General features: G+C 63.8%; 21 protein-coding genes and 1 pseudogene. 11 read left to right on the forward strand and 11 right to left on the reverse strand.

The genetic code is table 11. From position 1 onward, the window contains the following. The first annotated feature begins 36 nt into the window (after window positions 1-36). Both A6V37_RS35340 and A6V37_RS35345 read left to right on the forward strand, forming a co-directional pair. Complete coding sequence (locus A6V37_RS35340; protein WP_064271864.1) at window positions 37-918, forward strand: metal-dependent hydrolase; 882 nt, start codon at window positions 37-39, stop codon at window positions 916-918. Next, complete coding sequence (locus tag A6V37_RS35345; RefSeq protein ID WP_064271863.1) at window positions 915-1,874, forward strand: alpha/beta fold hydrolase; 960 nt, start codon at window positions 915-917, stop codon at window positions 1,872-1,874. The genes A6V37_RS35340 and A6V37_RS35345 overlap by 4 nt, the downstream gene beginning before the upstream one ends. Here A6V37_RS35345 and A6V37_RS35350 read toward each other — a convergent pair. Next, the gene (locus tag A6V37_RS35350) at window positions 1,849-2,403 is read right to left on the reverse strand and encodes a putative glycolipid-binding domain-containing protein (protein WP_064271862.1); all 555 of its coding nucleotides are present in this window, start codon (window positions 2,401-2,403) and stop codon (window positions 1,849-1,851) included. The two genes, A6V37_RS35345 and A6V37_RS35350, sit on opposite strands and share 26 nt — an antisense overlap. A gap of 277 nt (window positions 2,404-2,680) precedes the next feature. Here A6V37_RS35350 and A6V37_RS35355 point away from each other — a divergent pair, with 277 nt between their 5' ends. From A6V37_RS35355 to A6V37_RS35365, 3 genes and pseudogenes are all read left to right on the forward strand, one after another. Continuing rightward, the gene (locus A6V37_RS35355) at window positions 2,681-3,628 is read left to right on the forward strand and encodes an urea transporter (protein ID WP_064271861.1); all 948 of its coding nucleotides are present in this window, start codon (window positions 2,681-2,683) and stop codon (window positions 3,626-3,628) included. Between the two features lie 80 nt (window positions 3,629-3,708). Then, entirely contained in the window at window positions 3,709-4,485 is a 777-nt protein-coding gene (locus A6V37_RS35360) for a class II aldolase/adducin family protein (protein ID WP_064271860.1), read from the forward strand. Between the two features lie 42 nt (window positions 4,486-4,527). Continuing rightward, window positions 4,528-4,725 (forward strand): annotated as a pseudogene (locus A6V37_RS35365) (4-oxalocrotonate tautomerase); the annotation flags it as partial. Between the two features lie 84 nt (window positions 4,726-4,809). On the opposite strand, the gene A6V37_RS35370 reads toward A6V37_RS35365, so the two are convergent. The 7 genes from A6V37_RS35370 to garD all read right to left on the reverse strand — a co-directional run bounded on the left by A6V37_RS35370 (window position 4,810) and on the right by garD (window position 13,199). Beyond that, window positions 4,810-6,021, reverse strand: a complete 1,212-nt coding sequence (locus A6V37_RS35370; protein ID WP_064271858.1) for a porin — start codon at window positions 6,019-6,021, stop codon at window positions 4,810-4,812. Window positions 6,022-6,119: 98 nt separating this feature from the next. Next, window positions 6,120-7,472: a TRAP transporter large permease gene (locus tag A6V37_RS35375; RefSeq protein WP_064271857.1), complete on the reverse strand. Its 1,353-nt coding sequence runs from the start codon at window positions 7,470-7,472 to the stop codon at window positions 6,120-6,122. Between the two features lie 7 nt (window positions 7,473-7,479). Continuing rightward, window positions 7,480-7,959: a TRAP transporter small permease gene (locus A6V37_RS35380; protein WP_064271856.1), complete on the reverse strand. Its 480-nt coding sequence runs from the start codon at window positions 7,957-7,959 to the stop codon at window positions 7,480-7,482. 172 nt (window positions 7,960-8,131) lie between these two features. After that, the gene (locus tag A6V37_RS35385; protein WP_064271855.1) at window positions 8,132-9,124 is read right to left on the reverse strand and encodes a TRAP transporter substrate-binding protein; all 993 of its coding nucleotides are present in this window, start codon (window positions 9,122-9,124) and stop codon (window positions 8,132-8,134) included. Window positions 9,125-9,756: 632 nt separating this feature from the next. After that, window positions 9,757-10,698 (reverse strand): SMP-30/gluconolactonase/LRE family protein, encoded by a 942-nt coding sequence (locus A6V37_RS35390; protein ID WP_064286843.1) that lies wholly within the window; start codon window positions 10,696-10,698, stop codon window positions 9,757-9,759. Next, on the reverse strand, window positions 10,695-11,537 hold the full coding sequence (locus A6V37_RS35395; RefSeq protein WP_064271852.1) for an NAD-dependent epimerase/dehydratase family protein: 843 nt from the start codon (window positions 11,535-11,537) through the stop codon (window positions 10,695-10,697). The genes A6V37_RS35390 and A6V37_RS35395 overlap by 4 nt, the downstream gene beginning before the upstream one ends. Window positions 11,538-11,609: 72 nt before the next feature. Beyond that, window positions 11,610-13,199, reverse strand: coding sequence for a galactarate dehydratase (gene garD, locus A6V37_RS35400; protein WP_064286844.1), 1,590 nt, complete (start codon window positions 13,197-13,199; stop codon window positions 11,610-11,612). Between the two features lie 224 nt (window positions 13,200-13,423). Between garD and kdgD the strand changes: the two genes are divergently transcribed. From kdgD to A6V37_RS35415, 3 genes are all read left to right on the forward strand, one after another. Then, the gene (gene kdgD, locus A6V37_RS35405; RefSeq protein WP_064271848.1) at window positions 13,424-14,341 is read left to right on the forward strand and encodes a 5-dehydro-4-deoxyglucarate dehydratase; all 918 of its coding nucleotides are present in this window, start codon (window positions 13,424-13,426) and stop codon (window positions 14,339-14,341) included. Between the two features lie 64 nt (window positions 14,342-14,405). Then, complete coding sequence (locus tag A6V37_RS35410; protein ID WP_064271846.1) at window positions 14,406-15,767, forward strand: MFS transporter; 1,362 nt, start codon at window positions 14,406-14,408, stop codon at window positions 15,765-15,767. 194 nt (window positions 15,768-15,961) lie between these two features. After that, a complete protein-coding gene (locus A6V37_RS35415; protein ID WP_064271844.1) occupies window positions 15,962-16,705 on the forward strand; it encodes a FadR/GntR family transcriptional regulator in 744 nt (247 codons plus the stop codon). 136 nt (window positions 16,706-16,841) lie between these two features. Here A6V37_RS35415 and A6V37_RS35420 read toward each other — a convergent pair whose 3' ends face one another. Then, window positions 16,842-18,425, reverse strand: coding sequence for an aldehyde dehydrogenase (NADP(+)) (locus tag A6V37_RS35420; RefSeq protein ID WP_064271842.1), 1,584 nt, complete (start codon window positions 18,423-18,425; stop codon window positions 16,842-16,844). Between the two features lie 222 nt (window positions 18,426-18,647). Here A6V37_RS35420 and garL point away from each other — a divergent pair, with 222 nt between their 5' ends. Together garL and A6V37_RS35430 are read left to right on the forward strand one after the other, a co-directional pair. Next, a complete protein-coding gene (gene garL / locus A6V37_RS35425) occupies window positions 18,648-19,448 on the forward strand; it encodes a 2-dehydro-3-deoxyglucarate aldolase (RefSeq protein ID WP_064271841.1) in 801 nt (266 codons plus the stop codon). Between the two features lie 31 nt (window positions 19,449-19,479). Further along, window positions 19,480-20,373 (forward strand): 2-hydroxy-3-oxopropionate reductase, encoded by an 894-nt coding sequence (locus A6V37_RS35430; protein ID WP_064286845.1) that lies wholly within the window; start codon window positions 19,480-19,482, stop codon window positions 20,371-20,373. Window positions 20,374-20,735: 362 nt separating this feature from the next. Here A6V37_RS35430 and A6V37_RS35435 read toward each other — a convergent pair whose 3' ends face one another. Continuing rightward, window positions 20,736-22,028, reverse strand: coding sequence for an MFS transporter (locus tag A6V37_RS35435; protein WP_064286846.1), 1,293 nt, complete (start codon window positions 22,026-22,028; stop codon window positions 20,736-20,738). A 29-nt stretch (window positions 22,029-22,057) separates the two neighbouring features. Further along, complete coding sequence (locus A6V37_RS35440) at window positions 22,058-22,894, reverse strand: NAD-dependent epimerase/dehydratase family protein (protein ID WP_064271838.1); 837 nt, start codon at window positions 22,892-22,894, stop codon at window positions 22,058-22,060. 365 nt (window positions 22,895-23,259) lie between these two features. Here A6V37_RS35440 and A6V37_RS35445 point away from each other — a divergent pair, with 365 nt between their 5' ends. Then, window positions 23,260-23,799, forward strand: a complete 540-nt coding sequence (locus A6V37_RS35445; RefSeq protein ID WP_064272036.1) for a DUF2867 domain-containing protein — start codon at window positions 23,260-23,262, stop codon at window positions 23,797-23,799. The last annotated feature ends 103 nt before the right edge of the window (window positions 23,800-23,902 follow it).

Consider the following 23,902-nt stretch of genomic DNA (forward strand, 5'->3'; position numbering starts at 1 on the left):
ACGCGCAATACGTCAAGAATCACAAGGAGAAAGGCCATGATGCCGGTTCGTCGCGACCTCCGTTTCAACCTGCCGCAGGAACGCGCCTGCGATTGGCACGCGCAAGGCGCGTATGTGACACACTTCTTCAACGCCCTGTCGCTGCTCTTTCCCGCCGGCGAGCGTTTTTTCATGGATAGCGTGCGCAACTATCGCGATCAGATCCACGACCCCGTGCTGAAAAAGCAGGTGCTCGGCTTCATCGGCCAGGAAGCCATGCATACGCGCGAGCACGTGGAATACAACGATCTGCTGCAGGAAGCCGGCCTGCCCGCGCACAAGCTCGACAAGCGGCTCTGGGTCATCCTCAACTTCGGCCGCAAGATCCTGCCGCATTCGTATCAGCTCGCGATCACGGTCTGTCTCGAACACTACACGGCTATGCTGGCGGGCCTGCTGCTGGAAGACACCACGCGCATCGGCGGCTCGGTCGAAGGCTATAACCAGATGTGGACCTGGCACGCGCTCGAAGAAACCGAGCACAAAGCCGTTTCCTACGACGTATGGAACACGGTCCTCAAGCCGGGCCTTGGCCGCTATCTGCTGCGCACGGGCACCATGCTGTCCACCACGGTGCTGTTCTGGCTCATCGTGTTCGACTACCACGTGCGTCTGCTGATCGCCGACCGCAAACGCGGCGGACATATCCGCGGCATGTGGCGGCTCATGAAGTACCTGTACGGTCCGCGCCATGGTGTATTTCCGCGTATCGCAGGCGAATGGCTGAGTTTTTTCCGGCCGGGCTTTCATCCGTGGGATCACGACAATCGTGCGCAACTGACGCGCATCGACGCTCTGGTAGCCGCGGTCGACGCCGGCAAGGCCGCCACGCCGGGCGCCCACAAGAGCACGCGGCGCGGCGTGCGGGTGGCCGCGTGATACGCGACACGCTGTCGGTCGAGGCCGGCGGCGTTCGGCTCGCCGTCTATGTGAGCGGACCGCGCGACGCGCCGCCGATCGTGCTGGTGCACGGCTACCCCGATTCCGCGGCCGTGTGGGAGCCGGTGCGCGCGCAACTGGATGCGCGCTACCGCGTGATCGCCTACGACGTGCGCGGCGCGGGCGCCTCCGAGGCACCGGCGGCGCGCAACGCTTACCGTCTCGAGCTTCTCGCCGCCGATCTGGCAGCGGTCGCAAATGCCACATGCGGCGGACGGCCGTTTCATCTGGTCGGGCACGACTGGGGTTCGATTCAATGCTGGGAAGCCGTGACCGATCCGGCGTTCAAAGGGCGCATTGCTTCGTACACGTCGATCTCCGGGCCCTGTCTCGATCACGCGTCGTTCGGATTGCGCGGCGACGCCGGCGCGCCCGCCGACACCGGCCATATCGACCACCCGCCTGCCAAGCGTCCGTTCGGCAGCAGCATGCGGCAAACGCTCAAGTCCTGGTACATCTTCTTCTTTCATTTGCCGTGGCTGCCGGAGCTGGTGTGGCGCACCGGCGGCGTGCAGCTGTGGCCGCTGTGGCTGCGCCTGACCGAACGCGTGCGCCCGGCCCGCGATCCGGCGCAGATGCGCAACGCGATCAACGGCCTGAACCTTTACCGCGCCAATTTCATCGACAAGCTGCTGCACCCGCGCGCGCGTCATGCGCACGCGCCGGTGCAATTCATCGTGCCGCTGCGCGACCGTTACGTCGGACCGGCGCTGTCGCTGGGCCTGGAACGCTGGCTCGGCGCATACGAGCGCACGGAGATCGACGCCGGCCATTGGGTCGTGCTGCGTGAGCCCGAGCTGATCGCTGCGGGCATCGAGCACTTTGTCGAGCGGCATCGGCCGGACACCGGCGGCTCGGCCGCACCGACGTTCAACGCACGAGCGGCAGGCGTCTGAACAGCGTCGGATAGTCGATGACGAGGCCGTCTTCGTCGACGCTCAGATCCGCGGTGAAATTGCGGAAAATGCCCTCGTAGCGATAGACGCGATGCAACTCGAGGCACGAATACGCCTGTTCGGCCCGCGTCACCTGCAAATCCGGTGTCGAGATATACGCGACTGATATCGGCTGACGCTCGCCTTCGGCCAGCCGCAAACGGCGGATCGGCAGCGTATTGGTGTAAGGCGTGGCGGCGATATCGATGTCGATGCAGCCTTCAATCGCGCTCAACGCAAGGCCCTGGCCGTCGTGCCAATGGCCCGCGCCGTCGCCGTGCAGTTCCAGCTCGGGGCCGCCGACGATCTTCAGCCACGCATGGCGCGTGTGCCATTGCGCGTCGCAGTGCACCGTGTAATGAAGCCCATACGGCTTGCCGTAACGCTGCCCGACCAGCACGCTTTCCACCGTGAAACCGTCCTCATGCGCCTCGAACGCCAGATGTTCGAAGCCGTCGCCCTCTTCAGATGCCCACCGTAATTCACGCATCAGCCTGCCTCCTCGTGAAGTGGCGCAGCCGGTGCGCCGGGTTCCGTCGGACCAAACCGGTCTCATATCGTAGCGCGAAAGCTTTCGGTTCTCCGACAAGTCATGCGCCGCACGCGCGTGGCCGGCTGCGGGGCATACGTAGCAATCGCAAATAACCACCATTAACGGACGGCGCGCCCGGCGCCGCGTAGCTGGGCTATGCTCGCGGTTCGCCGTTATCCGTCCTGACGCGCGCCCTCCAGTTTGCGCTTCTTTGAATTCACGCCACCTTCGATCGATGTCCGCCGCCGCGACCCACGCTCAATCCGCCGCCCTGCGCACGCTGTTGCGCAGTCTCGGCCAGATCGTGCTGCAATCGAACGCCTTCACTGGCGCGTGCCTGGTCGCCGCGTGGCTGCTGTACGACCCGCGCCTCGCCTGCGCGGCGCTGATGGGCGCGGTCGCGGCCAATGTCAGCGCGGTATTGGCGGGCTATGACGAGGACGACACACGCGCGGGGCTGCACGGCTTCAACGGCGCGCTGGCGGGCCTCGCCGCCTTCAACTTCATCGCCGACAATGCTACCGCCGCCGCTGTGGCGATTCTCGCCGCCACCGGCACGGCGTGGTTTCTGGCGCCGTGGTCGCGCTGGCTGCGCGCACGCGGACTCGGATTTTTCTCGAGCCCCTGCCTGATCGTGACGTGGTGCTGGTTGCCGCTGGTCAAGTCCGGCAACGCGCCGGCCAGTGAGATCGGGCCGCATGCACTGAACGCGGCGCAATGGGGCCGCGGCGTGCTCGCGGGTCTGGCGCAAACGGGCTTCGCATCGGGCGCGCTCTCCGGCTTGCTGGTGTTGCTCGGGATCGCCGCAGCGTCACGCCGGCATGCGCTGTGGGCGCTCATCGGCGCGGGGGTCGCCAGCATCGCGCACCTGCTCCTGGGCGCGACGGCCAGCTCATTCGACACCGGCCTGCTAGGATTCAACGGCGCACTCACCGCGCTTGCACTCGCCGATTGCGGCGTGGTCATGATGCTAGGCGGCGTGGCCGTTTCGGTCGCACTGCAGGCGCTGGCCGCCTACCTTGGCTGGCCGGTCATGACGGCACCTTTCGTCATCGCGACGTGGAGCGTGCAATGGTCCAGGCAGTGCTTGACGCGCGACGCCGCCATGTCGCATCCCGTGAAAAAACGCAGCGGCACCGCGCGCGCCACGACAACCGCCGTGCCGGCCAGACGCGTGCGTTAGCGCCAACCGGTAACGCCATGCACGCGGCTCGGCCGCACCTTGGCGCTCGGGCACCTTCGAGACAATTTCGGGAGACAGACATGTCGTTCACTCACACCCCTGGCGGCCGTGTCGCCGAGGCTGGGCCGCTGTCCGAGGCGGAGCGGCAGACCCGCGTCGACCTGGCCGCCGCCTACCGGCTCGCGGCGCTCAACGACTGGGACGATCTGATCTACACGCATATCTCTGCAAGCGTGCCGGGCGAGCCCGGCCACTTCCTGATCAATCCGTTCGGACTCGCGTTCGATGAAGTGTGCGCGTCGAATCTCGTGAAGATCGATATTGCAGGCAATATTGTCGGCGCGAGCGAGCATCCGGTGAACGCGACCGGCTTCGCGCTGCACGCCGCCGTTCACGCGGCGCGCGCCGACGCCTTCTGCGTGATGCATTTGCACAATACGGCGGGCGTGGCGGTATCGGCGCAGCCGGCCGGTCTGCTGCCCGCCTCGCAGCACGCGCTGCGTTTCTACGGCCAGCTCGCCTATCACGCCTACGAAGGGCTCGCCTTTACACCCGCGGAAGGCGAGCGCCTCGTCGCGCATCTCGGCAGCAAGCCCGCCATGCTGTTGCGCAATCACGGCACGCTGACCGCCGGACGCACAGTCGCCGAAGCCTATGTGCTGATGGCTACGCTGCTCAAGGCTTGCGAGATCCAGCTGCAGGCGCAGGCATGCGGCGCGGAACTCGTCGTGCCGGCCGACGACGTTGCCGCTCGCACGGCCGAACAACTCTACGATGGCGGCGCGATTGAAGGCGCGCTCGAATGGCCGGCCTTGCTGCGCAAGCTCGACCGTCTCGACCGGGGCTATCGCGATTGAGTTCGCGCCGCGCCGGTCCCTACTTCATTCTTAAAACGGAGTCACACCATGCCCACGTTTCATATTGAACTTTTCGAAGGCCGCTCGGTGGAGCAGAAACGCCTGTTCGTCGAGGCCATTACCAAAGCCACCTGCGAATCGCTCGGTGTCGAACCGAACTCGGTGGATATTATTCTGACCGACGTCAAGCGTGAAAACTGGGCAACGGGTGGACGTTTGTGGTCGGATGCCGGCGCCTGAGCGAGCCGCGCCGGCAGGGTCACGCGCTGCAAATAGTGACCTTGGCGTGGCGGCGCAACAACACGCCGCCACGCCTCTACCCGGTTAGAACCGGTGAATAATGCCCACACCCGCAGCAAACTGGCTGCGTGACGACGACGGCGCACCGTTCTGGCCGTCGCCGATATCGGCCGTTGCATTGATGATGCTGGTGGCAGTACCGGCCTTGTTCGGCACCAGCGTCTGACCACCCGCACGCTGATACGCCTCCAGCGCATACAGACCCGTACGCTTGGACAGGCTGTAGTACTGCGAGAGGTTGTACTGCTGGTAGCTCGCCGCGCTGGTAATGCCATTCGACTCCGTGGCGCGCGTATAGCTGAAGCCGGCGGCCAGATCCAGCGCCGTCAGCGGCTTGTAGTGCAGCACCGCGCCCGCCGTGTTGAAGATCGCCTCGTGGTGGAACGCCGAGTTGGTGCCCGGAACGTACTGCACGTTCGAATACGAGAACGACACGTCCCACTGCGAGCTGAACGCGTAGCCGCCCGTCACCGCCACACGCTGCTGCGCCTGCGCCGACTGGTAACCGTTGTTGATACCCGACACGCCCGGCTGCGAGCCGTTGTTCGACGCCGTGGAGTCCGCGCCCCACGCACCGCCGCCCGACGTCGAGTTGTTGATGCGCTGGAAGCCCGCCGCGATGCCGAACGGACCGTTCAGGTACTGCAACGCCGCGCTCCACGTCGAACCGGCGTTGAAGCTGCCCGGCACGCCGCCCAGCGAATACGAGCCGCTGGCCGTCAGGCCGTGGAAGTTCGGCGACGTGTACACCAGCGAGTTGTTCACGCGATACAGCGTGTCGAGCGAATCGATATCGCCCGGGTGCGCGCCGTAGGCGCCCGTCAGCCACGTGGTCGGGCTGTACGGCGAGAGCAGCGTGTAGTACGACGTATATTGGCGGCCGGCCGTGAACGACCCATAGCTGGCGTTCGTCAGGCCGACATACGCCTGGCGGTTGAAGCCCAGACCGGGAACCGACTGTGCGCCGGTCGCGCTGTTAAAGCCCTCTTCCAGCTGGAAAATCGCCTTCGTGCCGCCGCCCAGGTCCTCGCCGCCCTTCAAACCGAAACGGCTGCCCGCCCAGATGCCGTTGACCATCTTCACGACCGAGCGGCCGCCAGTCGTCGAACCGAGCCCCGTCTGGCTGCTCTGATAGCCGATACCCGTGTCGACAATCCCGTACAGCGTCACGCTGCTCTGAGCGTGCGCGCCAAGGGCGACCAACCCAAGGGCCGAGGTTGCTAATACCTTTTTCATTTTTACTCCTCTAAAAAAATTATTCTTGGCTTGCGGCGTGGTTCGGTTGCCGCGGAGCGTCCTCAAACGGGACTGGTTTTGAGTGTGGATTAAGGACTTCAAAATACCGGGTGGCCGTTGATCAGGCTGGGCAGCCATGTCGAGAACATCGGCACATAGGTCACGATGTTGATCGCGCTGAAGATAGCCAGGTAATACGGCCACGCCACCTTGGTAGTTTCACCAATCGACACATTGCCAATTGCGCAGCCAATGAACTGCACCGAGCCGATCGGCGGGTGCACCAGGCCCAACGCGCAATTCAGCAGAATCATGATCCCGAACTGCACGGGGCCCACGCCGGCGTGCATCGCCATCGGCAAAAACAGCGGCGTGGTGATCAGGATGTGCGCCGCCATATCGACAAACGTGCCGAGGAAAATCTGGATCAGGTTGATGTACAACAGCATCAGCCAGGGCAGGCTGGTGGCGCCGTCGAGCATATGTTCGATCGCGTCTGGAATCTCCAGATAAGCCATCTGGTAGCGCAGCATGTTCGACACGCCGATCAGCAGCAGCACCACGCCGGTGGTTTTGGCGGCCTTGGACAGCGCGTGGAACAGCTTCTTCAGCGTCATCGAGCGATACACGATGATCGTCAGCACCAGCGAATAAAACACTGCAATGGCAGCGGCTTCGGTCGCGGTTGCAATGCCCTTCGCCACGCACACCAGAATGATCGCGATCACCATCAGGCCAGGCAGCGCGCCGAGGAACGTGCGCGCCACCGCGAACCAGCCGGGAAAGCGCGGCAGCTCGGTCGAACCGTCAGGACGACGCGGATAGCCGTGGCGGACCGCTTGCCAGTATGCGGCGATCAGAACGAAACCCATCACCCACAGCACCGGCAGCAGACCCGAGAACAGCAGATCGCCGATCGAGACACCGCTCATCGGATGTCCATGCAAAGTACCGGTAATGCCCTGCGCGGCGAATGCATAGATGATCATGTTGGTCGACGTGGGCATCAGCGCGCCCGCCAGCGACGAATGGGTCGTGACGTTGACGGCGTAGGCCGCGCTGTAGCCTTCGCGCTTCATCAGCGGAATGACCACGCCGCCCATCGCGGACGTGTCCGCGGTAGGCGAACCCGACACGCCGCCGAACAACGTGCAGGCGACCACGTTGGCCATGCCGAGACCGCCGCGGAAATGCCCCACCGTGGCTTGCGCGAAACGCAGGATGCGGTCGGCGATGCCACCGTGCAGCATCAGCTCGCCGGAGAAGATGAAGAACGGCACCGCGAGGAACGAAAACGCGTTCATGCCGGAGATCATCGACTGCATGGCGGTCGCCGCCGGCAACCCTTCATACAGATACGTCATCACGCACGAGAGCCCCAGCGCGAACGAAACCGGCACGCCGAGCACGAGAAAGACGAGGAAACTAACGGAGAGGATGGCGAGTTCCATGATTGTTCTAGTTCTGTTTCGGTACAAAAAGCGCCAGCAGGTTCTCGAGCGAGAACATCGCGATGCACACGCTGGCCACAACCGGAATGCAGTAACGCAATGCCTCGGGCAAGCCGAGAATCGGAATCCGGTCGTCCATGGTTGTCTCCACCATCTGCAGACAACCCGAGAAGATCGCCACGGCCAGCGCGATCAGGCAAAGATGTTGAAACGCCATCGCCGCGAGCTGCCCTTTCGGCGGCAACTTTTTGACGAGCGAGTCCAGCCCGATATGGCCGCCTTCGCGCACCTTGAGCGCCGCACCGAACATGGCGATCACGATCACCAGCAGCAAGGCGATCGGCTCGACGAAATCCGGCGCGTCGCTAAAGACATAGCGCATCACGACGCTGTAAATCACCAGCAGGCTCAGCGCGGCGAGACTGATCGACGCCAGCACGACCAGCACGCGGAACAGAACATCATTCGGGCGTTTGATAAATCGCATTGCCCCCATCCTTGCATTCGACCAGCCTGCCGTTCGGTCTGTCATTCGACTTATCGTCATTAGCCAGCACTCCTGTTCGACGCCGGCGCTTCAGCAAACGCGCGGCGGCAAAGCCCACGGCGCTTCTGCCACGAGCTTTCCCGCCGTTGAGCCGGCGCCGTTCATGCGGTTGTTATTTGACTGCCTGGATTTCGTCGACGAGCTGCTTCATCTGCGGGGTCTTTTCGTACTTCGCCCAGACCGGCTGCATGGCCTTCACGAACGCGGCACGATCGATCTGCGACGCCGCGACAATCGTCGCGCCGCCCTTCGTGACCGTCTTGCTCGCGTCGGCTTCGCGCGCGGTCCACAGCTTCTCGTAGTACGGCACGGAGTCGGCCGCGGCCTTCTTGATGATGTCCTGCTCCTGCGGCGTCAGCGTGTCCCAGACCTTCTTGGAGAACACCAGGACTTCCGGCGTCATCGAATGCTGGGTTTCCGAATAGACCGGCGCGACTTCGAAGTGCTTGGTTTCTTCGTACGACGGCAGGTTGTTTTCAGCGGCGTCCACCAGACCCGTCTTCAGGCCCGTATAGACTTCGGCGAACGGCATCGGCGTGGGCGTGCCGCCCATGGCCTTGATCTCGTCGACCATCAGATCGGACGGCTGGACGCGCACCTTCAGGCCCTTCATGTCAGCCGGCGTGTGAATCGGCCTCTTGGTGTAGATCGAACGTGCGCCGCTCTCGTAGAACGTCAGCGCGATCATGCCCTTCGCCTTGAACGCGTCGAGAATCTTCTGGCCTTCGGGGCCGTACATCACTTTGCGGAAATGGTCGATGTCGCGGAACAGGAACGGCAGCGAAGGAATCATCGATTCCGGCACGATTTCGTTGAACGCGGCACCGTTGGCGCGCGCCATGTCCAGCGCGCCGATGCGCACCTGGTCGATCGTGTCGTTTTCGGAACCCAGCGCGCTATTGCCAAAGACCTTCACGGAATCCTTGCCACCGGTCGCCTTGCTGATCTCGTCACCCATGTACTTCACGGCCATATTGGTCGGATAGGTGTCGCCGTGCACATCCGACACGCGGAACACGCGCGCCTGTGCGGACATCGTGCTGAACGCGAGCACCGAAGCCGCGACGATCAGCGAAATACGGGAAGAGGCAAACTTCTTGTTCATCGTGACATTCCTTAAAAATTGACCATCCAATCGATCGCGGAGGGCTGCTTAAGGAGGGCCGCGTGCAAAGCGACATGGTTTCGCTGCGTCTCCCGGCACCGCGCCCGCCACCACCTTCAGTAACGACGCTTTGCCGTGCTGGCCTGTGCAACGTCCCCGGCGCAGATGCTCAGCACTCCTGTCAGACAACTCAACTCTTTTACTTTTGCTTCAACTGCATCGGCCGGTATCTCGTGTGCGAGACGTCGCGCACGTCGACGCGGCCATGTTTGCACTGCAATCTCAAAATTAGTTCGCAGAAAGGAATTTGTTTGGACTTATACGTTGTACGACGACATATGAAGTCTATAAAACGCCTTTTGAGTTGTACAGACGGTATTTACCCGCACCGCGCAGGCACATGGCGCCTACGACCGCCGCCACGCCCACGGCGGCCTTGAGCCAGCAAGCGTCAGACCGTCGAGGAAGTCAGCGAGATGCTTGAACGCCCGTTTTTTCACAGCGGAAATATGGCGTGAATGTGGCCTCCACGCCACAATGTTGTACGACAAGCGATGAATATTAGTGCCACACAAAACAAAAAGGCGCCGTGCATGACAGCATGCACGGCGCCCTTCTCCAGCCAGCCTCGCTTATAGAATGCCCGCGAATTCAGGCTCGGGCAGCCCGGTGACACCAGGCCGCACGGCAAACAGATGACCGTCATGCTCGCTGGCGTTCGCCGCGGGGCGAATCGACGTGACGAACAGCGTGTCCAGATCGCGGCCGCCGAACGCGCACATGGCGGGCTTGGTGGCCGGCACGGCAATCTGCCGATCCAGCTTGCCCTCTGGCGTGAAGCGCAGCAGCAGGCCCGCGTCGTTCGCGCAGATCCAGTAGCAGCCGTCGGCGTCCACGGCGGCGCCGTCGGGGCGGCCCGCGTAGTCGTGCAGATCCGCGAACACGCGCCGGTTGCGCGGCTCGCCGGTCTCGATGTCGTAATCGAACGCCCAGATCAGCCGGCGCAACGGATGCGAGTCGGACAGATACATGGTCGAACCGTCCGGCGACCACGCCAGGCCGTTCTGCGTGATGAGCGCATCGACCACCGGCGCGGACAGCACGCCGCGTTCGTCGAACCGGTAGAGCGCGCCGCCCGGAACGGCTGCCGCCATGTCCTGCACGATCGTGCCGGACCAGAAGCGCCCTTGCCGGTCGCAACGGCCGTCGTTGAAGCGCATGTCGTCGAATGCGAAGGTGGGCGCGGCAAGCTTGCGCGGCACGACCTTCACCGGGCCGCCGCCGGACGCGGCTGCGCTTTCCGCTTCAGGCAGCGTCAGCGCGAAAAGTCCCGTCTCGCATCCGGCCAGCACCGTGCCGCGACGATCGAACGCAATGCACGCCACCTTCTCCGGCAGCAGCCACTCAGTGCGCCGGCCCGGATTGATCCGCAGCCGCACGATCAGGCGTGCCGGAATGTCGACCCAGTAAAGCGCCTGTTCCGCCGCGCGCCACACCGGGCTTTCGCCGACCGATGCAGGTGCCTGACCCGCTGCCTCGACGCGTTCCGCACGCGGGTTCGCCACTGCGCTCATCGTTTCGGCTCCATCGGGCCGGCGAGCACGAACGGGCCACCCTGATAGCGCTGTGTCGGATCGTCGAGATCGGCAGTGGGTGCGCTGACGGGAAAGAGGTGCTCGAATTCAATCGAACTGTCCTGCGGACGAAAGCCGAGGAATGCGGCCTTGGTGTTGTCCACCCACTTGGTGCGGTTATCCGACACGCCGTAGACGATCGCATGCCCCACGCGGTTGGTGAAGAGCGAGCAGCGCACCAGTTCGATGAAGTCGCGAAAGCTCAGAAAGGTCACGAGCATGCGCGGGTTTTTCGGCTGTTCGAACGACGAGCCAATCCGCAGGCACACCGTCTCCAGACCAAAGCGATCGAAGTAGTAGCGCGACAACGATTCGCCAAAGCACTTCGTCACGCCATACAGGCTGTCCGGACGCAGCGGCGAGTCGATATCGACCACTTCGGTGACCGGATGAAAACCCACCGCGTGATTCGAACTCGCGTACACAACGCGCTTCACACCCTGCTTCTGCGCAGCCGAATAGAGGTTGTACAGGCCGCGAATATTCGCTTCGAGCAGATCTTCGAACGGTGCCTCGACGGAGATGCCGCCGAGATGGATCACCGCGTCCACGCCTTCGAGCAGCGCGTGCACGTCCGCTTCGTTCGCGAGGTCCACGATCGACGCTTCCTCATGCGCCGCCACGTCGCCAAGCGGAGCGATATCGGTCACGCGCACGATATCGGCCCACGCCGCGAGCGCGCCGCGCAACTGCCGGCCGAGATTGCCCGCCGCGCCGGTCAGCAGCAGCCGATGGAAAGGTTTCTGTGCCGCGCCGCGGCCAAGGTTCGAGTCTGTCATGTCGCTAGGTTGTGTCATTGCTCCCGCATCAGGCGGAATTTGGCGGAGTTAGCCGGATCGTCGTGGCGGATCTCAGGTCACCGGCGCCGGATTGAACAGCGTCAACGCATTGTGAAGTTTGAGTTTTTCCGCGCAGGTCTCTTTGCGCCCGCTGGCGACGTCGAGCATCAGGCGGAACAGCTCCCAGCCCACCTCTTCGATGCTCGCCGCGCCGGTGGCGATCGTGCCGGCGTTGATATCCATCAGATCGTGCCAGCGGCGCGCGAGATCCGAGCGGGTGGCGACCTTGATCACGGGCACTTCCGCGAGACTATACGGCGTGCCGCGGCCCGTGGTGAACACGTGCAGGTTGATCCCCGCCGCGACCTGCAGCGTGCCGCAGATGAAATCGCTAGCCGGCGTCGCCGCGTAAATCAGGCCTTTCTGCCTGACCTTCTCACCCGGCGACAGCACGCCCGAAATGGCGGAGTTGCCCGACTTGATGATCGACCCCATCGCCTTTTCGACGATGTTCGACAAGCCGCCCTTCTTGTTGCCCGGCGTGGTGTTGGCGCTGCGGTCGGCGCCGCCGCGCTTCAGATAATCGTCGTACCACTGCATCTCGCGGATGATCGCCGCGGCAACGTCCGCGTTGGCTGCGCGCGCGGTCAGCTGATCGACGCCGTCGCGCACCTCGGTGACTTCGGAAAACATGACGGTGGCGCCGGCGCGCACCAGCAGATCGGTCGCGAAGCCCACGGCGGGATTGGCGGTCAGCCCGGAGAACGCGTCGCTGCCGCCGCACTGCACGCCGACCACCAGATCGGACGCGGGGCAGGTTTCGCGGCGGCGATTGTTGAGCCGCTTCAGATGACCTTCGGCCATTCTCATGATCGACTCGATCATGGACTGGAAGCCGACGTGCGCTTCGTCCTGCAGCACCACCACGTCGCCGTTCAGATCGGCCGTGACGTCGCCGATGTCCGCGACTTCCGCGACATTCGCCGCGGCCGCGATCGGAATCGTGCCGGGCGGCATCAGACGCTCGGGCTGCAGCTTCTCGCAACCGAGGCTGACCATCATCACCTCGCCGCCGAAATTCGGATTCAGACTGATATTGCGCACGGTGCGGATCGGCACCATGGCGTCGGGCGCGTCGATCGCGACGCCGCAGCCGTAGGTATGGCCGAGGCTCACCACGTCGTCGACATTCGGGTAGCGCGGCAACAGCTCGGCCTTGATGCGCGTGACCGCATGCTGAACCACGTCGGCCACGCATTGCACGGTGGTGGTGATGGCGAGAATGTTGCGCGAGCCGACCGAGCCGTCCGCGTTGCGGTAGCCCTCGAACGTGAAGCCTTCGAGCGGCGGCATCTCCGGCGCCTTGATGGTGGCGATGCGCAGATCTTCGAGCCCCGGCGGGCTCGGCATGCGGATCACGTGCTCGTTGATCCAGCTGCCCTTGGGCAACGCCTTGAGCGCGTAGCCGATCACCACGTTATAGCGGATGACCTCGTCGCCCTCGGCCAGATCGGCCAGCGCGACCTTGTGGCCCTGCGGCACACGCTCGCGCAGCGCGAGGCCGTCCGGAAATACGGCGCCCTCACCCAGACCGCCGTCGTTGACGACGATCGCAACGTTGTCATTGGGGTGAACGCGAATGTAGAGCGGAGATTGTTCCATTGCATCGATCCTTATGGCGCTGCACGCGCGCCGCGCCAGCTATTCATACGTCATCCTACAACACAGAAGATTACGTGGACGTTCCGTATTTACCCTAGGGCACGCATTATGCCGTGAAATGGCCGTTGAGTTCGCCGATTTGTTGTTGTACGATGACGTATAAGAAATCTCCGTTTCGACCTATTTCGACAAATCAACCCATACCGCCGCCCTGGATACACATCATGACGACACCGCAGGAACTCAAGCAGATCGTTTCGGAAGGCCTTCTCTCCTTCCCGGTCACCGACTTCGACGCACAAGGCGAGTTTCGCGCCGACACCTATGCTGAGCGCCTCGAATGGCTCGCCCCTTATGGCGCCTCGGCCCTGTTCGTGGCCGGCGGCACGGGCGAATTCTTCTCGCTCACGCACAAGGACTATTCGAACGTGGTGCGCACGGCCGCCGAAGTCTGCAAGGGCAAGGTGCCGATTCTGGCCGGCGCGGGCGGCCCGACGCGCGTCGCAATCGAGTATGCGCGCGAAGCGGAGCGCCACGGCGCGAACGGCATTCTGCTGATGCCGCACTACCTGACCGAAGCCTGCCAGGAAGGCATCGCCGCGCACGCCGAAGAAGTCTGCAAGTCCGTGCCGAACATGGGCGTGATCATCTACAACCGCGCGAACTCCAAGCTTAACGCCGATATGCTGGAAGGGCTGGCCGAGCGCTGCCCGAACCTGATCGGCTTCAAGGACGGCGTGGGCGAAATCGAGAACATGGTGACGATCCGCCGCCGTCTCGGCGACCGATTCTCGTATCTCGGCGGCCTGCCGACCGCGGAAGTCTATGCGGCGGCCTACAAGGCGCTGGGCGTGCCGGTGTATTCGTCGGCGGTGTTCAACTTCATTCCGAAGACCGCGATGGATTTCTACCGCGCCATCGCCGCGGACGACCACGCGACCGTCGGCAAACTGATCGACGAATTCTTCCTGCCGTACCTGGCGATCCGCAACCGCCGCGCGGGCTACGCGGTGAGCATCGTCAAGGCGGGCGCGAAGCTCGTCGGCTACAGCGCCGGTCCGGTGCGCGCGCCGCTGACCGATCTGACGGAAGAAGAAATGAGCCAGCTCGACGCGCTCATCAAGACGCTCGGCCCGCAGTAATGCGGCTGGCGCAGCCGGCGTAATCCACAGCCCACGGCCTGCATAAGAAATTCAGGAGATGTCCATGGAAATGAGCCGCACCGCGAGTGCCGCGCACGTCGCGCGTCGCACCAAAGTCCGCTATGCGATCCTGTTGCTGATCTTCCTGATCACGACGTTCAATTACGCGGACCGCGCAACGCTCTCGGTGACCGGCTCGGCCATGCGCGCCGAGTTCGGCTTCGACGCGATCCGCATGGGCTACATCTTCTCCGCGTTCAGCTGGGCGTACGTGCTGTCGCAATTGCCGGCCGGCTGGCTGCTGGATCGCTTCGGCGCGCGGCGCGTCTACGCCGCGAGCATTTTCTTCTGGTCGCTGTTTACCCTGCTGCAAAGCGCTATCGGCTTGCTGGGCAGCGCGGCGGCCGCCGTGACCGCGCTGTTCGTGCTGCGCTTCGCGATGGGCGCGGCGGAATCACCGGCGTTTCCCGCCAATGCCAAGGTCGTGGCGAGCTGGTTCCCCACCAACGAGCGCGGTACGGCATCGGCCATTTTCAATTCGGCGCAGTACTTCGCCGCGGTCGTGTTCACGCCGCTGATGGCGTGGCTCACCCATGCGTTCGGCTGGCACATGGTGTACGTCGTGATGGGCGTGACGGGGTTTCTGCTTGCGCTCACGTGGCTGAAGGTGATGAAGAACCCCGCCGATCATCCGGGTGTGTCGCGCGCCGAACTGGACTACATCGAACAGGGCGGCGGCGTGATCAATGGGCAGACGAAGGCCCGGACCGCAACGACGGAAAAGCCGATCGAACAGGCGGGCGGCTGGTTTCTGGTGCGCCAGCTGCTGAGCAACCGCATGCTGCTCGGCGTCTATCTCGCGCAGTACTGCATCAACGTGCTGACCTACTTCTTCCTGACCTGGTTTCCGATCTACCTCGTGCAAGCGCGCGGCATGACGATTCTGCAAGCGGGTCTGGTCGCTTCGCTGCCAGCGATCTGCGGATTCTCCGGCGGCGTGCTCGGCGGCATTCTTTCGGACGGCCTGATCCGGCGCGGCCATTCGCTCACCGTCGCGCGCAAGGTGCCGATTGTCGGCGGCATGCTGCTGTCGGTGTGCATCATCGGCTGCAACTACGTATCGACCGACTGGGTCGTCGTCGCGCTCATGTCGCTCGCGTTCTTCGGCAAGGGTATCGGCGCGCTCGGCTGGGCGGTCGTCGCCGATACGTCGCCGAAGGAAGCGCTCGGACTGTCCGGCGCGATCTTCAATATGTTCGGCAACGTGGCCGGCATCGTGACGCCGATCGTGATCGGCTATCTCGTGGCGAAAAGCGGCTCGTTCAACGGCGCGCTCGTGTTCGTGGGTCTCAATGCCCTGCTCACGGTGTTCAGCTACCTCGTGATCGTGCGGGACATCAAGCGGGTCGAGTTGCGTCCGCGCTGAGCGGCTCGCGGTTATCGTACTTCTGCGGCGGCGAAACGGCCGCTGCAGTCGCGCCTGGCTGGCTGATATCCCAACTGGCCGCCGAATGGCTATGGCGCCGAAATTGAAATAGCGTATCTATAATCAGTCGTCAGACGACGGTATAATGAAAATCACGCAATATCCGCGACTATCTGATTCAAGGGGCGTTTTCGATGTCTACACCGCTGGCATCCGCAGCACCGCCACGACGCGCTCGTAATCTCGCCGAGCTGGTCGTCGGCTACGTCACCGAGCAGATTGCGTCCAACGCGTTGAAGCCCGGCGACAAACTGCCAACCGAATCGCAGCTCATGGTCACGTTGAGCGTGAGCCGTACTGTCATTCGCGAAGCGATTTCGCGCTTGCAGGCGGGCAAGGTCATCGAGACGCGGCACGGCATCGGCAGCTTCGTGCTGGAGCCGCAGCGAGAAAAACTCGGTATCGACATGGTGCCCGCCACGACGTTGCGCGACGTGCTGTCGATCCTGGAACTGCGTATCAGCCTCGAAACGGAATGCGCGGGACTCGCCGCGCAACGCGCCAAGCCGGACGACCTCGCGCGCATGCGCGCCGCGCTCGACGCGATCGAAGCCACGCGTCACAACGGGCTGGACAGCGTCGACGCCGACCTGCAGTTTCATATCTCGGTGGCGCGCGCCACCGGCAACCGCTATTTCGTCGACATCCTCACGCAAATGGGCAGCGCGCTGATTCCGCGCAACCGGCTCGACTCGGCGGGCATTGCGCGCGCGGAGCCGGACGCGTATCTGTCGCTCGTCAATCTCGAGCACGAAAGCATTCTCGAAGCGATCACGCGGCACGACGCGGAAGGCGCGCGCGCGGCCATGCGCATGCACCTGTCCAATAGCCGCGAGCGCTTGCGGCGCGCCAATGAAACGGCTGAGACGAATGGCTGATTCGCCAGTTCATTGAAGCGGATGCAAAGAGAAATGGCCGGGATATCCCGGCCATTTTCTTTTCCTGCCTGCTTCGCCAAGTCACGCGATTGCGTGACTGGCGGTGTCACTTAGCTGCGTCACTCAGTTGTGTCACTTAGCTGCGCGTGATCTCACCATCACGGCGGCGCCACAGGTCCAGCGGGTTGCCATCGGCCAACGCCTCGGGCAGCAGACCGGCCGGGAAATCCTGATAGCACACCGGACGCAGGAAGCGCTCGATCGAGGTCGTGCCTACCGAGGTCGCGCGGCTATCCGACGTAGCGGGGAACGGGCCGCCGTGCACCATCGCGTGCGATACCTCGACACCCGTCGGGAAGCCGTTGACCAGAATCCGGCCGGCTTTGCGCTCGAGAATCGGCACCAGCTTTTTCGCCGCCGCCAGGTCGTCGCTATCCATCTGCACCGTAGCAGTCAGCTGACCGGCAAAGTGTTCGGCAACCGCGAGCAGCTCCGCCTCGTCCCTGCAACGCACGATGGTCGACGCCGGGCCGAACACCTCGTCCTCCAGCGCCGGCGTGGCGAGGAACGTCTGCGCGTCGGTCACGAACAACGCTGCGCGCGCCTGCGTCGGGCCGGTTGCGTCCACACCATGCGCAACCGCCTCGACGCCCTTGTTGGCTGCCAGCTTGCCCACGCCTTCTTCATAGGCGGCGTGAATGCCGGACGTCAGCATGGTCTGCGCGGGCTTGCCGCTCAGCGCGCCGGCTGCCGTGGCGACAAAATCCTTGAGCGCGTCGCTGTCGACGGCAATCGCGAGGCCCGGGTTGGTACAGAACTGGCCGGCGCCGAGCACCAGAGAATCGACGAAACCGCTCGCGATGCTCGCGCCGCGCTGAGCCAACGCGCTCGGCAGCAGGAACACCGGGTTGATGCTGCTCATTTCCGCGTAGACCGGGATCGGCTCGGCACGCGCAGCCGCGACGCGCATCAGCGAGGTGCCGCCCGCGCGCGAACCGGTGAAGCCCACTGCCTTGATCGCCGGATGCGCGACCAGCGCTTCGCCGACGGAATTGCCCGCACCGACGATCAGCGAGAACACGCCTTCCGGCAGGTCCATTTCCTGCGCGACGCGCTGGATCACCCGGCCGACCATCTCCGAGGTACCGAGGTGAGCGCGGTGCGCCTTCACCACCACCGGGCAACCGGCCGCGAGCGCCGCCGCCGTATCGCCACCCGCCACCGAAAACGCGAGCGGGAAATTGCTGGCGCCGAACACGGCGACCGGACCCAGCGGAATCTTTTGCATGCGCAGGTCGGAACGCGGCAACGGCTTGCGCTCCGGCAGCGGCGAATCGAGCGTGGCGGCGAGCCATTGCCCCGCGCGCACGACTTGCGCGAACAGTTTCAATTGTCCGGTGGTGCGGCCGCGCTCGCCTTCCAGACGCGCCTTCGGCAGGCCCGACTCCTGGTTCGCCCGCTCGATCAGCGCATCGCCCAGCGCGGTGATACCGTCGGCGATACGGTCCAGAAACTCGGCCCGCACGGCGAGCGGCAGGTGCCGGTACGGATCGAACGCCTGACGCGCCAGTTCGCAGGCCAGTTCGACATGAGCCACCGAGCCGCTGCCGAAAACCGGCTCCGCGATGTCGGTTCCCGTGGCAGGATTGAACGCACGCAGGGGTTTTTCCTCGCCGTGTACCGCTTTGCGACCGATCAGCATTGCACCGGTAATGGACATTTCGCTTCCTTTGAATGAAGGATTGAGATATAGGTCATCCTACAACATCACGAGGCCCGCGTGCAACCGGAACTGCTTACCCGGTGAGGAATGCGGGTTTACCTGACCGTTACAACCTGCCATGCCAGTGCTAATCTGCACGCAAGACATACGACAACTTATAACTTGATTTTGTTGTCGCCGAAAGCTGCCCGACCCATCGCCGTTGGAGGAAATCCGCCCATGCCAGCCGTCACGCCCTACCAGCCCTTACCCAATAGCTTCCGCCGAGCGGTGCGCGGCGGCGAAACCCTGATTGGCTGCTGGGCGTCGCTCGCCAGTCCGATCGTCACCGAACTGCTTGGCACGGTCGGCTTCGACTGGATGCTGCTGGATGCCGAGCACGCGCCGAACGACGTCCTGACGCTGATCCCCCAGTTGATGGCGCTCAAGGATAGCGCCAGCGCGCCGGTCGTGCGGCCGCCCGCCAACGACAGCGTGTTCATCAAGCGGCTGCTCGATAGCGGGTTCTCGAATTTCCTGGTGCCGTTCGTCGACAGCGCCGAAGACGCGGCCCGCGCCGTCGCCGCCACGCGCTACCCGCCGCAAGGCATTCGCGGCGTCTCGGTCAGCCAGCGCGGCAATCGTTATGCCACCGTGCCCGATTACTTCGACATCGCCAACGACAACGTCTGCGTGATCGTGCAGATCGAAAGCCGCAAGGCAGTCGATGCGATCGACGAGATTCTCGCGGTGGACGGCGTCGATGGCGTGTTCGTCGGTCCGTCCGATCTCGCGGCCGCGTACGGCCATCTGGGCAACGCGGGCCATCCCGACGTGCAGCAGGCGATCGCACACGTTTTCGAACGCGCGCAGGCGGCGGGCAAGCCAAGCGGAATCCTCGCGCCGGTGCAGGCCGACGCGGAGCGTTATATGTCGATGGGCTGCCGCGTCATCGCGGTTTGCGCGGATATGGGGCTGCTCAAAGGCGCCGCGCAGACGGTTCAGAAACACTTCATGCAGAAACAGGCTGGCCAGCAATAACACGGCCGCCATGACCTCTCCGGAGCATTCCATGCAAAAAGCAGGCTTTATCGGACTCGGCATCATGGGCAAGCCCATGGCCGCGAATCTTCTCAAGAACGGCGTCGCGCTGGCGGCGTTTACGCGCAGCGGCGTGCCTGACGAGCTCGTCCAGGCGGGCGCCGTGGCGTGCGACAGCCCGGCCGCGGTGGCCGCGCACGCCGATGTGATTTTCGTCATGGTGCCGGACACGCCCGACGTCGAGCGCGTGCTGTTCGGCGAACAGGGGCTTGCCAGCGCGTTGCGCGCGGGGCAAACGGTGGTCGACATGAGCTCGATTTCGCCGATGGCGACCCGCGACTTCGCGGCACGCGTGCGCGAGCACGGCGCGGACTACCTGGACGCACCGGTTTCCGGCGGTGAAGTCGGCGCCAAGGCCGGCTCGCTGACCATCATGGTGGGTGGCGAAACGGCCACGTTTGAGCGCGTCAAGCCGCTCTTCGACATGATGGGCAAGAACGTCACATTGGTCGGCGCGGTCGGCGCCGGCCAGGTGTGCAAGGTCGCCAACCAGGTGATCGTCGCCGCGACCATCGAGGCCGTCGGCGAAGCACTGCTGCTCGCCTCCAAAGCCGGCGTCGATCCGGCGCGCGTGCGCGAAGCGCTGATGGGCGGGTTCGCGTCGTCGCGCATTCTCGAAGTGCACGGCGAGCGCATGACCAAACGCACCTTCGATCCGGGCTTTCGCATCGAGCTGCACCAGAAGGATCTGAACCTCGCGCTCTCCACCGCGCAAGCGCTCGGCGTGTCGCTGCCGAATACCGCCACCTGCCAGGCGCTGTTCAACGCCTGCGTGGCGCACGGCGGCAAGGCATGGGACCACTCGGCGATGGTGCGCGCGCTCGAAGTGCTCGCCAATCACGAAATCGGCCAGCAACCGGCTTAAGCCGCACGCTCCTCTCCGAAGCGCCGCTCTGTCTTGCCCTGAAAAGGTAGGACCGAGCGGCGCTTTTGCGCGCTCGCGTTCTTCGCCGTCCTGCTATTGCGACTGTCTCATTCCCACTTCGTGGCGTTCTGCTGCAAATACCTAGGATGACATCTCGACAGCAAACCTCAAAGGTGAGGCATATGCGGCTGACCACCAACGGTTTTCGACAACACGCGTCAAGTGAAAAGAGACATTCGCGGCAACGAACGATCAGAACAACCGCAGCACTGCAAAAAAATGGCGGCGCCCTCGGGCGCCGCCATTTCATTTCCAGTCCCGCCGGATCACCGGCCAGGAATCATCGCGTAGAAGTGCGTAACTTATTTCGCCACCGCGCCCGCCGGGCTCCAATGCGGCTCGGGCATCTTGTCAGCGCTTTTCGCCAGCAGGCACACCACGGCCGCCGCGATAATGTCGAATACCGCCAGCACCACGAAGAGCGGGCTGTATCCAATCTGCGTAACCAGCACACCGAACAGCGCGGTAAAGGCCGCCGCGCCCAGATAGCCCGCCATGCCGCCCATGCCGGTCGCGGTGGCGACCTCGTTCTTGCCGAACATATCGGAGGTAATCGCATACAGCGCGCCCGACAAGGTCTGGTGAGCGAAACCGCCGACGCACAGCAGCGCCACCGCCACGTAAGGACTCGCCACCAGTCCCACGCAAGCCGGTCCGATCATGCACAGCGCACCGACCACGAACACCATCTTGCGCGACGTGAAGAGCGACACCTTCGCGTACTTGTGAAACAGCGGGCTCAGATAGCCGCCCAAGACGCAGCCGATATCCGCGGCCAGAAACGGCATCCATGCATACAGCGCGACTTCCTTCAGGTTCATGTGCCGTTCGGTCATCATGTACAGCGGAATCCACGCGTTGAAGGTCTGCCAGGCCGGCTCGGAGAGAATGCGCGGAATCCCGATCGCCCAGAAGTCGCGGCTGCCGAGCATGGCGACCCAGCTGCGCTTGGCGGTGCCGAGATCGCTGTGCTTCGTTTCCTGCCCACTGAGAATGTACTCGCGCTCTTCGTCGCCCAGCAGCTTCTGCTTGCGCGGATGCTTGTAGAGCGCCATCCACAGCACGCTCCAGACAATCCCCGCCACGCCGACGATCACGAACGCCAGCTGCCACTCTCCGTGCAGCAGCGCCCAGACCACCAGCGGCGGCGCCAGCAGCGCGCCGATGGACGAGCCGATGTTGAACCAGCCGATCGCCACCGAACGCTCCTTGGCCGGAAACCATTCGCTCGTCGCCTTGACGCCGGCCGGAATGCCGGCCGCCTCGGCGATGCCGAGCAGGCCGCGGAAGAACGCGAGACTGCGCCAGCCCGTCGCCCACGCCGCCGCGGCGCACGCCAGCGACCAGGCGAGCGCGAAGGCCGCAAAGCCGAGCTTGGTGCCGACGGTATCGAGCACGAAGCCCGCCACCGGCTGCATGAATGCATAGCACAGCTGCCATGCCACCACCACGTGCGCGTACTGCTCGGTCGTGATGTGAAGGTCCTTCATCAATGTCGGCGCGGCGACCGACAGCGTATTGCGCGCGAGATAGTTGATGATGAGTCCGGCTGCGACCAGGCTGACCATCCACCAGCGGATGCCCTTGACTTTCATTGCTACGTCTCCTCGTAATCCTTTGCTGCTCAAACAGGTCGTGCCGCGGTAGCGGCCGCGCCATCGGGACCTACCTCGTCGCGCGAATAGTCAATGCCGACAAAGCTGCCGCCCTGGAAGCGCTGGCTCAGCGCGTCGAGCGGATTCGGCCGCGCGAGAATCTCCTCGGCGTAAATCTCGGCGTCCTGCGTGGGGCGATATCCCAGACGCTCGGCGCCGCTGTTATCCCACCAGCTGCGGGTATTGGCCGAGACGCCCCAGATAGTCAGGAATCCTACGTCTTTCGCCTCGACGCAGCGGTCAAGAAAATGCAGCAGGTCCTGATGACCAAACCAGGTGCTCAAATGACGAGGCTCGGTCGGCCGCTCGAGGCAACTGCCGATGCGCACGCAAATACTCTCGATGCCGTGCTTGTCCCAGTACATTCTGGCGAGCGCTTCTCCCCACACCTTGCTCAGGCCGTAGAAACCGTCCGGGCGCAGCTCGCAGCCGAGGCCGAGATGCTCGGTCACGGGGTACATGCCGATCGCGTGGTTCGAGCTGGCGAACACGATGCGCCGCACGCCTTGCCGGCGCGCGCCTTCATACACTTCCACCAGCCCGCGCAGATTGTTCTCGATGATTTCGGGCAGCGGGCGCTCTACGCTCGTTCCCGCGAAATGGATCAGCACGTCGACGCCTTCCAGCAGGCGATCCACGACGGCGGGATCGCGCAGGTCACCGTGCATCACGTCCTCGCCTTCCACGAGCGGCACCAGGGGCTTCGAACCCGCGGCCGAGCGCAACGGCGTGCCGCGCGCAATCAACGCAGCGCGCACCACCGAGCCTAGCTGGCCGCCGGCTCCACTCAGAGCAATCTTCTTCATAAGGTTCCTTTACTGCGCCAAGCGCGATCGAACTGGAGGATCGTCGGAAAATCGTAGTTGTACGATAACGTACTATTACCGATGCCAGACGCGATTTCAATTAGGCACTTACCCTTATTCCAGCCCCTAATATTTTGGATATTCCTTAGCAAACAAGCGCATAGGGTTTCCATATTTATGCGACATCGTATAACTTAAACGTCGCCTGTTTCCTTGAGTCGCCATTCGCCGCACCACGTCAGCCGACCCCGAGTATTCTCACTCAAGCACGCGTAGACTTGTTTCGGTTGCGCCGAAGCCGAGCTTCCATCGTGCTCCGGCAAGGCGCACTCTTCAGCCCATTCTTTTTTGCGTCGCACGTCACCATGCTCACCGCCCACTGCTCCGTGAAATCCGTCGCCCTGCCCGCTGAATCGGCTGTCGCGCGCCTGTACAACGAACCCGACCTAGCCGATGCCTACGCGGTGCGCCTGCCCGAAAACGCGATCGACGATCCGGAATTGCTGGCGCGCTTTGTGTTCGCGCATCAGGCGGGCTGGATCGCAAAGCTGCTGCGCTTGCGCGATGCGATCGTCGCTCGCTTCGGGCTGAAAACGGCGGCGCAGTTGCGCGTCCAGGACCCGGCCGCCGCCAGGGAGCGCGTCGACTTCTTCCGGATCTACACCCGTAGCGCGCACGAGATCATCCTCGGCGAAGACGACAGCCATCTCGACTTCCGGGTCTCCCTGCTCCAGCAAACCCGCGATACGCGCGAAGGCCGCTCGCGCTATCTGGTGCTCTCCACCGTCGTGCATTGCCACAATGCGCTCGGCCGCTTCTACATTCTCGTGATCGCACCGTTCCACCGGCTGGTGGTCCGCTCGTCGTTGCAGCGGGCGGCGCGCATCGGCTGGCCGGTTGCCTGAGGGTTCGTTCGGCCCACACGCGGCCTCGCGCATGGATACGTCCACACAGCACCGCCGCTCAGCGTGCGCATGAGAGAAACAACCAGGAAACAACCCGGCCGCA

The sequence above is a fragment of the Paraburkholderia ginsengiterrae genome, assembly GCF_001645125.1.
Lineage (GTDB): Bacteria > Pseudomonadota > Gammaproteobacteria > Burkholderiales > Burkholderiaceae > Paraburkholderia > Paraburkholderia ginsengiterrae.